12 protein-coding genes are annotated in these 13407 nt (G+C 33.9%); all 12 read right to left on the minus strand.

Translation table 11 applies throughout. The features are described from left to right. Nucleotides 1-314 precede the first annotated feature (314 nt). Nucleotides 315-1310 carry a dTDP-glucose 4,6-dehydratase gene (gene rfbB, locus AC4G46_RS25670; RefSeq protein WP_491125194.1) on the minus strand — a complete coding sequence of 332 codons (996 nt, stop codon included), beginning with the start codon at nt 1308-1310 and terminating at the stop codon, nt 315-317. A 33-nt stretch (nt 1311-1343) separates the two neighbouring features. Continuing rightward, on the minus strand, nt 1344-1904 hold the full coding sequence (rfbC, locus tag AC4G46_RS25675; protein WP_491125195.1) for a dTDP-4-dehydrorhamnose 3,5-epimerase: 561 nt from the start codon (nt 1902-1904) through the stop codon (nt 1344-1346). 12 nt (nt 1905-1916) lie between these two features. Beyond that, nucleotides 1917-2795: a glucose-1-phosphate thymidylyltransferase RfbA gene (rfbA, locus tag AC4G46_RS25680; protein ID WP_491125196.1), complete on the minus strand. Its 879-nt coding sequence runs from the start codon at nt 2793-2795 to the stop codon at nt 1917-1919. A 68-nt stretch (nt 2796-2863) separates the two neighbouring features. Next, on the minus strand, nt 2864-4270 hold the full coding sequence (locus tag AC4G46_RS25685) for a lipopolysaccharide biosynthesis protein (protein ID WP_491125197.1): 1407 nt from the start codon (nt 4268-4270) through the stop codon (nt 2864-2866). Nucleotides 4271-4360: 90 nt separating this feature from the next. Beyond that, entirely contained in the window at nt 4361-5623 is a 1263-nt protein-coding gene (locus AC4G46_RS25690) for an O-antigen polymerase (RefSeq protein WP_491125198.1), read from the minus strand. A gap of 96 nt (nt 5624-5719) precedes the next feature. Beyond that, on the minus strand, nt 5720-6664 hold the full coding sequence (locus AC4G46_RS25695) for a glycosyltransferase (RefSeq protein WP_491125199.1): 945 nt from the start codon (nt 6662-6664) through the stop codon (nt 5720-5722). A gap of 28 nt (nt 6665-6692) precedes the next feature. Further along, on the minus strand, nt 6693-7670 hold the full coding sequence (locus tag AC4G46_RS25700) for a glycosyltransferase family 2 protein (RefSeq protein ID WP_491125200.1): 978 nt from the start codon (nt 7668-7670) through the stop codon (nt 6693-6695). A 153-nt stretch (nt 7671-7823) separates the two neighbouring features. Next, nucleotides 7824-8597 carry a glycosyltransferase family 2 protein gene (locus AC4G46_RS25705; RefSeq protein ID WP_491125201.1) on the minus strand — a complete coding sequence of 258 codons (774 nt, stop codon included), beginning with the start codon at nt 8595-8597 and terminating at the stop codon, nt 7824-7826. Between the two features lie 420 nt (nt 8598-9017). Next, complete coding sequence (locus tag AC4G46_RS25710; protein ID WP_491125202.1) at nt 9018-9647, minus strand: sugar transferase; 630 nt, start codon at nt 9645-9647, stop codon at nt 9018-9020. A gap of 102 nt (nt 9648-9749) precedes the next feature. Further along, nucleotides 9750-10787: a stalk domain-containing protein gene (locus tag AC4G46_RS25715; RefSeq protein WP_491125203.1), complete on the minus strand. Its 1038-nt coding sequence runs from the start codon at nt 10785-10787 to the stop codon at nt 9750-9752. Next, on the minus strand, nt 10784-11521 hold the full coding sequence (locus AC4G46_RS25720) for a hypothetical protein (RefSeq protein WP_491125204.1): 738 nt from the start codon (nt 11519-11521) through the stop codon (nt 10784-10786). The genes AC4G46_RS25715 and AC4G46_RS25720 overlap by 4 nt, the downstream gene beginning before the upstream one ends. 23 nt (nt 11522-11544) lie before the next feature. Then, entirely contained in the window at nt 11545-13377 is a 1833-nt protein-coding gene (locus AC4G46_RS25725; protein WP_491125205.1) for a polysaccharide biosynthesis protein, read from the minus strand. Nucleotides 13378-13407: the final 30 nt, after the last annotated feature.

Here is a 13407-nt window from a genome sequence, read left to right on the forward strand (position 1 = left end):
TTCGAATTTAATGATATGATTATATCAAAAATGTCGAATTTTGTCTTAGTGTTGCAATTAAATATAGGAAATAAATCTGTTAATCATATATAAACTAAATATGGTTTTCTTCATTATTAGAATGTTAAATTTAATAAAAGGACAGATAATAGAATAATAATTACAGCAGTTAGGAAGAAAAAAAACGGATGTATATCACAGATAATTAATGGTTAATTTATAAATCTTTGGATGAGAATGCAAAATAAAAAAGCAAGCCAATTATGAAAAACTCTCAGTAATGGCTTGCCCGTTCTGAATATTTTATATTAATACTAAATTCGGTATTCGCCGCTAAGAATAAGCTCCCACCATTCAGTATTGTCAATATACCATTGAATAGTCTGAGCTATCCCTGTCTCAAAGGTATAAGTGGGTTTCCAGCCTAACTTCTCTAGCTTGGTAGGATCGATAGCGTAACGCTTATCGTGACCCAAACGGTCTGTAACAAACTCAATCAAATCTTCAGATTTATCCAATGTTTGAATAATCGTCTTTACTACTTCAAGATTAGTGCGTTCGTTATGACCGCCAACATTATAGACCTCACCGCTCACACCTTCGTGGAGCACCAGATCAATCGCAGCACAATGATCCCATACATGTAGCCAATCACGGATATTCTTACCATCACCATAGACTGGAACCTTCTGCTCATTCATTACCTTAGAAATTGTCAGCGGAATCAGCTTCTCTGGGAAATGATAAGGTCCATAGTTATTAGAGCAACGTGTAATATTCATAGGTAAGCCAAACGTTTCATGATAGGCGCGTACGAGCAAATCAGAAGAAGCTTTACTTGCACTGTAAGGACTATTAGGCTGTAACGGAGTTTCCTCTGTAAAGAATACGGTTGGATCAAAGTCCAATTCTCCATATACCTCATCGGTAGAGACATGAACAAACTTCGAAATACCGATTTTCTTTGCAGCATCAAGCAAGACTTGTGTCCCCATTACATTTGTCCGTACAAAAATAGCAGGATCTGTAATGGAACGATCCACATGACTTTCAGCTGCGAAATGAACCACATAATCGAATCTTTCTTGATCAAACAGAGATATAATCGTTTCTCTGTCCGCAATATCTGCCTGGATAAAATGGTAATTTGACTTACCTTCAATTGTAGAATGCTTTCTTAACTCCCCGGCATAAGTCAATAAATCCAAGTTAGTAATATCATAATCAGCATACTTATTAGTCATGTACTGTACGAAGTTACCACCTATAAAGCCGGCACCGCCTGTAATCAATAGTTTCTTCCTGCTCATTTCATACACCTCAGATTTAACTATTTGGTCTTACTAACCTTCAAACACAAAATTCAATTGAGCATCCTTTAATAAAGGAGCATTTTCATCTTTTCCAGAAAGTATCGGCTGAATATCAATTGGCCATTCTACACCGATAGCTGGATCATTCCAAAGGATGCCGCCGTCACAATCCGGGGCATAGAGCTCGTCACATTTATATTGCACCTCAACATCTTCAGTCAATGTCATGAAACCATGTGCAAACCCCTTGGGTATCAGTAATTGCTTCTTATTCTCAGCACTCAGCTCAATTCCAAACCACTTACTATATGTAGGGCTGCCCTCTCTGATATCGACTGCTACATCATAAATAACTCCACGTGTACAACGTACGAGCTTCGATTGTGCTTTGGGATTTAATTGATAATGTAGTCCTCGGAGTGTTCCTTTCACAGCTGAATAAGACTGATTATCTTGCACAAAAGTAATATCAAGTCCTTGTTCTTTGAACTTCGCATCACTAAAAGTCTCCATGAACCATCCGCGGTGATCTCCAAAAACAGCAGGTTCTACTATGTATACTCCAGAAAGTGTAGTTTCTGTGATCTTCATAATGTTCACACCTTAATATTGAATTTTCCCTGTAGCTACTTTGATCAAATATTGGCCATAACCTGTCTTGCTAAGTTTCTGTCCACATTCTAAGAGGTGTTCTTTAGTGATCCAACCATTGATATAAGCTATTTCTTCAAGCGCAGCAATTTTAATACCTTGGTGATCTTCAATAGTTCTGACAAAGTTAGTTGCATCAACAAGACTCTGGTGAGTCCCAGTATCTAACCAAGTGAAACCACGACCCAACAATTCAACATCTAGTTCACCAAGCTTGAGATAAGCCTCATTAACAGAAGTGATCTCAAGTTCCCCTCTTACAGAAGGCTTCACATTCTTGGCAATTTCGACTACCCGGTTATCATAGAAATACAGCCCTGTTATAGCGTAATTAGACTTAGGATCACTTGGCTTTTCCTCGACACTGAGCACTTTACCTTCACCGTTAAATTCAACCACGCCAAAACGCTCCGGATCTTGCACATGGTACCCGAATACCGTAGCTCCTTGTTGTTTATCCGATGCACGTTTAAGTATTTTTCGCATTCCGTTACCGTAGTAAATGTTATCGCCAAGAATCATTGCGACTGAATCCTCTCCGATAAACGATTCACCTAGAATAAAAGCCTGTGCCAAACCATCAGGATTAGGTTGGACTATGTATTGTAGGGATATACCGAATTGAGAGCCGTCTCCTAAGAGACTCTCAAATCTTGGTGTGTCTTCTGGAGTGGAAATTATAAGGATTTCATTAATTCCGGCCAGCATTAAAGTAGATAATGGATAATAAATCATTGGTTTATCGTATATAGGTAACAGTTGCTTACTGGTTACCATGGTTAGTGGATAAAGGCGGGTGCCGCTACCTCCGGCAAGAATGATGCCTTTCATAGAATATTTACACCTCACAAAAAATTGTTATCAAATTTAGATTATTAATTATTAATGTTTAAAACCGGCTACTTTTTCATGTACCTATTTACAAAACTTTTTAGATCCCCAATTCTTTCTTTGGACAATAATAGAAATAAAAAATAACAAAGTAAATAGATGAAAAACCCCATCTCAGGTGATATAAACCACGTGCTGAGAACAAATATAATAACTAAAGATAATCCTTGTACTAGGTTCCTGAAGATGAAAGTGTTCATATATTTAGACAAAACATATTCTGAAATCATACTTCTTAAGACTATTGCAAAAACCGATCCAATTACAACTATGTAAATATTTTCAAATATATAAGCACCCAAAACACCTAAAAGTGCACTTGTAAATAGCGATACTATATTTATCCAAAGAAGTGTCCGTTCCATTCTTAAAACTTTAAAAAATGTAGAACATAATAGATTCATTTTCCCATCATACATGCATAATGGAATAAAAATAATTAAATAACGTAAACTTTCTTGATATTCTGGCAACCATATACCTAAAACATAATATAGGGGCAGATATAAAAGAAAAATCGCTGGTAATAAAATATCTAGTAAATCTCTTGTAAAACTATAAATCTTTCTTTGCTGCTCACTACTAGTTTGACGGAGTGTAGGGAAAAGAACCATACTTATTTGAGCAATAAAAGCTAATATAAATGTTGCAAGTGTTAATGAAAACGAGAATACACCAAATACCTCTATTCCCCATTTTCTATCAACTAGGAAACGAGAACTTCCTAAAATCAATAAACCTGCTATATTAGATAATAGTAAACTTATTCCTACTGACATATTCGACCATAATTCTTTCACAGTTGCAAAGCCCATTTTGATTTTTACACAGATTAATTTTTTGGAGTTAAAAAATAAATATATGAGCGCAAATATCTTTCCACATATATCTAAAATTACATAATAAGAAAAACTATCACATTTATTAACAAGCAATATAGCAACTACTATTATAAACCACGATTTATCGACAATGATTGAAATAGAATACAATTTAGTTTTATTGACTGATTGAAGTAGATAACCTATAAAACCAATAGCATTTAATAACGGGATATATAGAGCTGTAGTTAAATATATAAATTTTCTGTTTGCATCATCTGTAAATACTATGCTATAGCTTATAATTGCAATTGCGATAAAACAATGAGTAGTAAAGGAAATCCAAAATTGCGAACCTAAGAGACGATGGTTTATTTTTTCGTAGTCATTTCCGCCATTTCTCAAATAGATCCCGTCATTAAGACCAAGATGAAAGAACCCAACATAACTCACATAAAAAACAGAAAGTTGCCAGTAACTATACTCTTCAACACCTAAAACTTTAGGAATTAGTAATGACATTATTACACTTACGAAAAAAGAAAATCCTTGTGCTGCAAAGGCAATAAGCACACTATTAATGATCTTTCTCACTTATTTTTACCCCTCAATAGAATAAATACCATAATTTCGACTGAATGCAAACTAAATTTTCAGCGTTTTAGGTTCAAAAAAATCCCTAGTTTATTTTACTTTACGACGATCAATGACTAACGCTAGTATTCCTCCAATTAACAGTACATACCAAAAGATAGATAACCTTAAAAACCAAGCAAAAAACGATAAAAACACTAAACCAAAACACGCTGCTACCAGAACATCGTATAAAACACTTTCCTTTTTTTTCATATTTATGTAGGAGAAACTAAAAACACACCCTAAAATAAATACCACAAAAATTGCTCCGAATCCAAAATCATAGATAAGTTCTCCGATATATGATAAAACATTTGAAGATGCTGGTGTGTAATACGTATATTCCCCTATAAAGTTCACATTGTAATCAACAACACCTAATTTATTTAGAACTAAATAAAAAATTCTAAAAGTTGCAGCCCCCCAATGACTGTGGATTGGACTTCTTAAATATTCATTTAATACAGCTATTGGGGAACTAAAGTAAAAAACTATACTATATATAATTGAATTATTTACTGATAGTTCCTGAATTTTTGTACTGGCGTATGGTAGTACAACTGCTTCACCTGTCCTATTAAAAGTAATTAAAAAAACTACAAAACATAATGCACCTAATAGTATTATTAATTTCATTTTTGACTTATTACCTTTGAAATTCTTTTCAGTAACTTTAATCTTACTTTTTTTCAAAAAGAACTGAGATGAAAACAAAATAATGCCAGAAATCAAACTGCCCCTCGAACCAGATGTGAGTTGACTAAGTACTAATAATAATAAAGGTAATAAGATAACATGTTCATATTTGTATCTATACAGGTATACTGAAGAGAATACGATTGCAACGAATATTACACCCTCAGTATTGAAAATATCCGTATAGTTCATTCTTTCATATATAGAGTCATTATATATTTGAGATATATTTGTAATTAAATTAAATCCATATGTACGAATAACAAATGCTAATTTCATCAAAATTGATAAAGAAGAAATAATAGATAGGACTACTATATATTTTTTCAATGATTTCCTTACATTTTCTTCATTCTTGTAAACATCATTGTTATCTTGTTTTTTAGAAAGGAACACTCCACACATACACCCAGTAACATAAATCATTTCTGCCAGAATAATAACATACCAAGTATTTGCATTCAGTTCATAGTATAGTATCCATCCAGTTTGATGCAGAGAAACACATAATAACCATATGAAGCAGTATACAGTTATAGGATTTTTCCAATTTTTATACAATAAAAGACCAATTAAATAACTTATTAGACTAATAAATATAAATAATATTAACATAGTTAACCTCACTGCTCTTTAAAGTATAAATTAAGAACCTTAAATTTCTTAAGTCGTCTAGAAACAATTATTTAATCATACATAATACATTTAATGTTATTCCTTCAATATGACCTTGCTAATCCCTATGTATATATAAGCAAGGATATCTTTAATACTCAAATCCATAAACATTATTCTTAAGCAATTTTCCCTCTTAAATTCCCTTAAAATTGCATATCTATAACTCTTTTTTAATATTTCTTTCTTAGTGAAAGCTCCAATAATATTTCTAATAATTATTCTGTTTACTTTTCCTCTCCAACTATGTTTCTCCTTAAATTCATGCAGTTTAGATGCAATAAATATTTTATCAACACCTAATTTTGTTGTCTTTATTAAATCTACTGAATTTCGTGTTGAGTTGAAACTAATCCTTCTATAATTATAAAAGTATTCGCTAATATATTTTACTTTATTTGCTCGAAAAAGTGTTTTGGAGATCTCTAAAACATCCTCTGCATAACGCCCCTCCATAAAACTAAATCCAATTTCTTCTAAAAATTCCCTTCTATAGATTTTATCGCACGGTGACAAGGAAGGTTCAAATTCAAAATACTCTTTCCCCGTATAAATTTTGGTATCATCGATATCAAATTTATATTTTGAGTTTCTTAAGGAATTATCATCATACCAATTCAAATATCCACATTGAACTATATCTAAATGATGAGACTCAATTATCTCCAACATTATTTTATACATATTAGGCTCAATAAAATCATCAGAATCAATAAAAGATATATATTTACCTTTTGCTTTAGAAAGCCCCAAGTTTCTGGCAGCCGCCTGTCCACGATTTTTTTGATGAATTAATATTATGTTATCAGGGTATTGAGTACAAAAATCTAAAGCAATTGTACTACTTTTATCAGTGGATCCGTCATCCACTATTATTATTTCGAAACCTTCATCTTGTTGAACCACTAAACTTTCGATGCATTTTTTTATATATTTTTCAACATTAAACATTGGAATGATAATCGTGATAAATTTATCCATAATTTTCAGCTCTCTTATTATTAATAAGTTAAAGTTCTACTTTGCCTAATTTATTTCTATAAAAATCGAAAACTCCTTTTAGAACGTATTTTCTTTTGTTATCTATTATCACTTTAATCCCTCTAGTTAAAAAGAAAAAGATAAAAAAGCGGATTTTTGTTATAATCGAAGTCTTACACTTACTGAAAAAATACAAACGATTTCTGTTATTATAATAAATTGAGGTTGAACTATTTTTCCCAGTTGAGCTGCTTTCTTTGTGATATATAACACTATTTGGAGTATATATAAGTTTTTTTCCTGATTGTATTACTCTATAGCAATAATCGACGTCTTCTACATACAAAAAATATTTCTCATCAAGATACCCAACATCGTTAAATAAACTTTTTTCTATAAGCCACATACATCCTGATAGAAAACCTACGTTTTCTGACTTTTCAGATGGATTATTATAATAATGGTAACCCGAACCTTTATGTAGACTTATATATCCACCACCAATAAATTCATCTTTATTATTATAATCATGGATTTTCCCACCAACCATACCAACATTGCTATCTTTAAATTCTTTAAGTAATGGCTGTAAAAAATCCGTTGTTACTTCAGTATCATTATTTAGTAACATTACAAAATCAGCACCGTTTTCCACTGCGTATTTTATTCCAAGATTATTTCCCCCTGAAAAACCCAAATTACTATCTGAATTTATTATCACCAATCTACAGTTTGAAGTTTTTTTTAGTAGTACTGTCTCATTTTCTAATAGCATTGATTTACTCACTTTAGACGGATACTCAATAGTTAAAAAATCATTATACTTACTAGCAACCCATTTTTTTATAGCAGATATCGAATTATCAGTTGATTTGTTATCAACAACTACAACTTGAAAATTTGAGTATGTGATCTTAAATAATGTTTCAAGACATTTAATTGTTTCCTCATATCCATTATAATTCAACAAAATTATATATATTTTCTCATCTAATTTATTCAGCATTTTTTCTCCTTAAAATTTTAGTACATGATATAACAACCTGAAAAAGTTACAAACCTGTATCCGATTAGATTATTTAAATACAATATTCATACAAAATTGCAAGCCATTATCTTAGTATAAGTTTTATCCGAAGAATCATCCAGTTTATAACGCTTATAAAAACCTCTTTTTGGTTGCATTAAACATGTAGTTTACATGATAGTAGATACTTTTTAGAACGGGTAAATTTTGTCTTTCCCTCAAACATTTGTAATAGAGTTTGGAGTTTTTAAACTTATTACTCGACAGAGAGTTTTCACCTACTCTATATGAAGCTAGATTTTCATTTAAACCAAACGCCGTATGACCCGCTTTTAAGTATTTCATCCACGTTAATGCATCTTCAAGATGACCATTCTCAATTTTAACTTCACCTATCATTTCCCTATCCAGCACAACAGTCAAACATCCTATAATAGTGTTTTTCAAGTATTGTTCATAAGTTATGGTTTTAGGGACACTAAAAATTTTATTTCGTTTATTAGGTTCAAAATTCATAATTTCATAGGAAGTAAACGTAAAGGCATAACTATTAGTACGCATAAATGAAATTTGTCTCTCAAGTTTATTCATTTTCCATGAATCATCAGAATCTAAAAAAGCAATAAATCTACCACGAGATTGCCCAATTCCTGTATTTCTTGCTTTAACAACTCCTGAATTCACTTCCTGAGTATAGAGCTTGATTCGTGAATCTTTTTTAACGTATCGTTCAATGATTTCTTTAGTGTTATCTGTAGAACTATCATTAACAATGATCATCTCCCAGTTTTTGTACGTTTGGTTAATAACGCTGTCAATACATTCTTCTACATACTTTTCACAATTATATGCTGGAGTTATTATCGATACTAAATCATCGGCAAAATCAATTAATGAATCACTCACTTGTACAGCCTCACCTTCAGTGTTTATTTCTCAGTTTTCAAAATGGGATCTTCAAATCCCCTAACACTGTAATTTTCTTTATAATTATTCATATGTTGATCATATACCAAATCACTGAACACTTTATTTACAATCCCCAGATGCTTAATCAATACTTTTAGATTAGGAATATACAGACAAATTAAATATTATTTCCTTAAACTATCGATTGCACCATTTTGCTAGTTTATATATTCGCTATTGTTCATTAAACCTTTTTTGTACTCACCCTCAATCGTAAAAATTCAGAGAGATTATCAATATGTAATATACTTATCTTGTTATCAACATTAATAAAGGTATTTTTGGCGGATTTTGATAAAATCAAATAATTCCTTTTAGAAAATCTCCTATAAATCATAGGGGGCTCAAAGAAGCATCTTATAAAGCAGCCCCTTTAGTGTTTGATGCTACTTCCTCATCGTTCGTTCCTTCCCTCACACCTTCAGATTTCAGCACATTCAGAATGGTCATAAAGAAAACTTTCACATCGAACAAAAAAGTAATATTTGCAGTATATTCACCATCAAGACTTGCTTTCAATTCAATAGAAAGTTCGTCTCTACCATTAACTTGGGCCCATCCAGTCAAACCTGGCTTTATGTCATTAGCTCTAAGTTTATCTCTTTCTGCAATCAGATCGTACTGATTCCACAGTGCTGGACGGGGTCCTATTATACTCATTTCACCCTTTAGAATATTAATTATCTGTGGAAGCTCATCTAAACTTGTCTTCCTCAATAATTTACCTACTTTGGTAATAAAGAAATCCGGATCTTGTAACAAATGTGTAGGCATTTCTGCTGGAGTATCAGTGCGCATAGTTCTAAATTTAAGTATATAAAATTCTTTTTTGTTTTTCCCTACTCTTTTCTGCTGGAATAAAACAGGCCCTTTTGAACTCAACTTAACCAAAAAAGCAATTATCAACAAAAAAGGCCATAAAAGGAGAATCCCAATTAGAGCCAGTACAAAATCAATGATTGGTTTTACAATTACATAAGGCTTCATAAGTTCACCTGATCCTTTTAGGACATATATTTCATTGTAGTACAACCTCATCACCAGCAATATAGATAGAGGTTGTACAGTACAGATTAAACAAAAAACTTATTAATTCCCCATACCTTCTGCTATTTCCATCCCTTTTTGTAATTCAGCTTCAAAGGTTGCTCTGTACTGATTAATAATATCAGTACTGTAACCATTAGAGGTCAATTGCGACTCAGCATCAGAGATTATACTATTGAAGCTAGAGGTAAATGAAGCAAGCTGTTGTTTTCCTCTAGCCAATAAGCTTGATTTAGTAGCTTCATCAGTTGCACCAATATATTCAAGAGCTAGACTCATTAGAGTAGAGGTGCTTTGGGATCTCAAAGCATTAAGCTTCGCTTCTGTTGCACTTGTAATTTGTTCATACGTGATAGTTTCTTTATTCGTCGATCCGCCTTTAACTGAGGTTTCACTTGTTGCTGTTGGTTTAACTGTTGCAGAAGAGGTTTGGCTCGCTGATTCAACAGTACTACCTGAAGAGTAGATATTCTGTTCCTTATAATCCTTAGATTCATTAGTAATTGTCTTAGTCTTTTGATCCCAAGTGATTTTATTACCTACAGATTCAGATATGAAACGAAGCGGTACGTATAAAGAACCATTAAGTATATAACTGGATTGGCCTATCGGAAGAGTTTTGGTCTTTTCATTAAAAACAAACTTAGCTTTCATGTCACTTAAGGTTACGACCTTAGAAGTAAAAGCATTCTGATCACTTGTAACATTCATTAAGTACTCTTTGATTAAAACAAGCTCTGATGAGCTTGGTTCATTTACTGTTACTTTAAGATTTTTTGCGTCCCATGCTACAGATTTTTGAAGGGCATAAGACATAAAACGCAGTGGAACATACGTTGTATTATTATAACTAAAAACTATCTGCTCGGATGGCGGCGTCAGCTTAACACCATCAAAAACCATTTTAACGTTTACAGTATTTACTTTGATAAAATTTGTTTTGACACTGATAGTATTACTTACAGTCTTCTCGGTTGAAGCTGCTAATGCAGACAAAGGAGCCGAAGCGGTTAAAGGAGCTACACCTACAGACAAAAGCAGCAACACAGTCGCTGCAGACAATTTAATCTTACTCATCATTGTTCACTTCCTTCTTCCGATGCTTTTTCTTCAGCTATAACCTGAGCTTGCGTCTTCCCTTCACTTACACCATACTTTTTAGCAATTTGCGAAAGTTCATTGTATTGCTCTTCAGAAACCTTACCAAGAATAATGCTCCGAGCCTCCCGCTTCTCCTCAATTGTTAAACCTCCAGATGCCAACTCCTGTAATCTTTTTATATCTGACATGCTGAGTTGGCCCATTACAATAGATGCGACATCTGCCTTTTCTTTCACAGTTACATTCTCTTGTATATGTTTAGCTTTATCAGCCGACACCTGAGCTGAATAGCCCTCTAAATTATTATTCTCCTCAGCGGCTGGACTTTTTGTTGGATTAGGAGTGACCCTACTCGGCTGTTCACCGTTGTTCTTAGAAGAGTTCTCTTCTACTGGCTGTCTTGTTTCTTCTGCAGCTTGTGGTGTATTCAGTGGTATTACAGTCTCAGCAGGAGCATCATCATTACTATTTACATTCTCATTAGTAGATATATCAGAAGCTGCTGTTTCTGTAGGTACTGCAGTGAATGTAGGCGTTGCTTCCAATACAGTTTCGCTGTCAGAGGCATTATTAGATTCCACTTCTATTCCTTCAGCCAACGAAGTCATAAGCTTATCTATTGCATAGTTAACAGCAAACAAGCCACCAATTGCTAATACAATTACCACAGATAACGACCATGCCAATACTTTTTTCCATCTCTTGTTGAACATTGTAACCCTCCCGATAATACAAATTAGCTAATAGCGGCTTGGGCAACAGGCTGCATAGGGACAATCTGATTAATCACTTCACGAATAGCACTTGGTTCCTCAGTTAACACACGCTCAAGCCGTTTAAATTCTAACTCCAGTTGATTCTGACTGATCACATTTGGTTTACCAATAAATATACGATCATGTTGAGTAGAACCTAGATTCTCTTCGTCTGTCAGTAATTCTTCATAAAGTTTCTCACCTTCACGTATACCTGAAAACTTAATATCAATATCTTTATAAGGTTCATACCCCGATAAGGTAATTAAGTCTTCCGCCAACGTTAGAATTTTTACAGGTTCTCCCATGTCCAGTACAAATACTTCTCCACCTTTGGCAAAGGAACCAGATTGGATTACCAGTTGGACAGCCTCAGGAATAGTCATGAAATAGCGGACCATTTCAGGATGGGTAACAGTAACAGGACCACCGGCAGCAATCTGCTGTTTGAATGCTGGAATTACACTGCCACGACTTCCTAAGACATTACCAAAACGAACAGCAGAGAATTTAGTTTTACTAGTAGTATTCAGACTTTGTACATACATCTCTGCAATACGCTTTGTCGCACCCATCACACTAGTAGGATTAACAGCCTTATCAGATGAAATCATAACAAAACGTTCTGCTCCGAACTTGTCAGCACAGTCCGCAACATTTCTAGTACCGAAGACATTATTTTTGATAGCTTCCGATGGATTGCGTTCCATCAGCGGAACGTGTTTATGAGCTGCCGCATGAAAGACTACATGCGGTTTATATGTCTGAAAAACATCCATCATACGATTACGATCTTGCACGTCAGCGATAACTGTAACTATCTCGAGCTCAGGGAATTTCTTTCGAAGCTCCATTTCAATTGTATAGATACTGTTCTCACCATGTCCCAGCAGTAACAGTTTCTCGGGTGCAAAAGGTGACACCTGTCGACAAAGTTCTGACCCTATGGATCCACCAGCTCCAGTTACCATAACAGTCTTGTTATGCACATAACCGAGAATCCCATTTAAATCTGCTGTGACCGGCTCCCGTCCTAATAAGTCTTCAACACTAACATCACGCAGCTTTTTTACAGATATCTTACCTGCAATTAGGTCGTTAAGAGCAGGGATAATCTTAAGTTTGGCTCCCGTTGCTTTAGACAAATTAATAATTTCAGAAATTTCAGTTCTTGAAACAGACGGCATTGCAATAATAACTTCATGAATATATTTTTCTTGAATTAGTCGTGGTATATCATAACGATTTCCAAGGACTGGTAACCCTAATATTGACATGTGATATTTATTATGATCATCATCAATGAAACCAACTATTTTTGTATGCGAAAAAGAAGGTCCCATCATTTCTTTTGCAATCAATATTCCGCAGTCCCCAGCGCCAACTATTAGGGCATGCGTTTCGGTTGTTTGACTTTTAATACGATCATTATGGAAAACCCTCCATAAAAAACGCACACCACCAACCAAAACCAATATCGTTTCCATTGAACGAACCTCAACAGCAAACGGCACACGCTCTGGCAGCAACAATAGTGCAACAAGGTAAGAAACCACTGCACCCACCACTATTGCTTTAAGAATTGAAATAATCTCTCCGATACTTGCGTATTGCCACATCCGCCGGTAGAGTCCGAAATAGATCAAACTCCCCCCTATTACAAGGGTTGATATAATTCCGAATTGATACATCTGTATAACGTACCCATGAGGGATACCTTCATTGAATCGAAACCAATAAGAAGTTATAATACTGAACCAAATAATAGCAAGATCAATGAGAAACAACATAAACACTCTCGTTTTCGCTGTCATTTTTAGTGCCTCCAAAAATAACAATTTTCT

The organism is Paenibacillus sp. fava2, from assembly GCF_058313675.1.

Excerpts from the sequence above, each read along its gene's own strand:
- rfbC (WP_491125195.1), bottom strand. The coding sequence starts at position 1,904 with ATGAAGATCACAGAAACTACACTTTCTGGAGTATACATAGTAGAACCT.
- rfbA (WP_491125196.1), bottom strand. The coding sequence starts at position 2,795 with ATGAAAGGCATCATTCTTGCCGGAGGTAGCGGCACCCGCCTTTATCCA.
- AC4G46_RS25720 (WP_491125204.1), bottom strand. The coding sequence starts at position 11,521 with ATGTTCAACAAGAGATGGAAAAAAGTATTGGCATGGTCGTTATCTGTG.
- AC4G46_RS25695 (WP_491125199.1), bottom strand. The coding sequence starts at position 6,664 with ATGGATAAATTTATCACGATTATCATTCCAATGTTTAATGTTGAAAAA.
- AC4G46_RS25715 (WP_491125203.1), bottom strand. The coding sequence starts at position 10,787 with ATGATGAGTAAGATTAAATTGTCTGCAGCGACTGTGTTGCTGCTTTTG.
- rfbB (WP_491125194.1), bottom strand. The coding sequence starts at position 1,310 with ATGAGCAGGAAGAAACTATTGATTACAGGCGGTGCCGGCTTTATAGGT.
- AC4G46_RS25690 (WP_491125198.1), bottom strand. The coding sequence starts at position 5,623 with ATGTTAATATTATTTATATTTATTAGTCTAATAAGTTATTTAATTGGT.
- AC4G46_RS25725 (WP_491125205.1), bottom strand. The coding sequence starts at position 13,377 with ATGACAGCGAAAACGAGAGTGTTTATGTTGTTTCTCATTGATCTTGCT.
- AC4G46_RS25700 (WP_491125200.1), bottom strand. The coding sequence starts at position 7,670 with ATGCTGAATAAATTAGATGAGAAAATATATATAATTTTGTTGAATTAT.
- AC4G46_RS25710 (WP_491125202.1), bottom strand. The coding sequence starts at position 9,647 with ATGAAGCCTTATGTAATTGTAAAACCAATCATTGATTTTGTACTGGCT.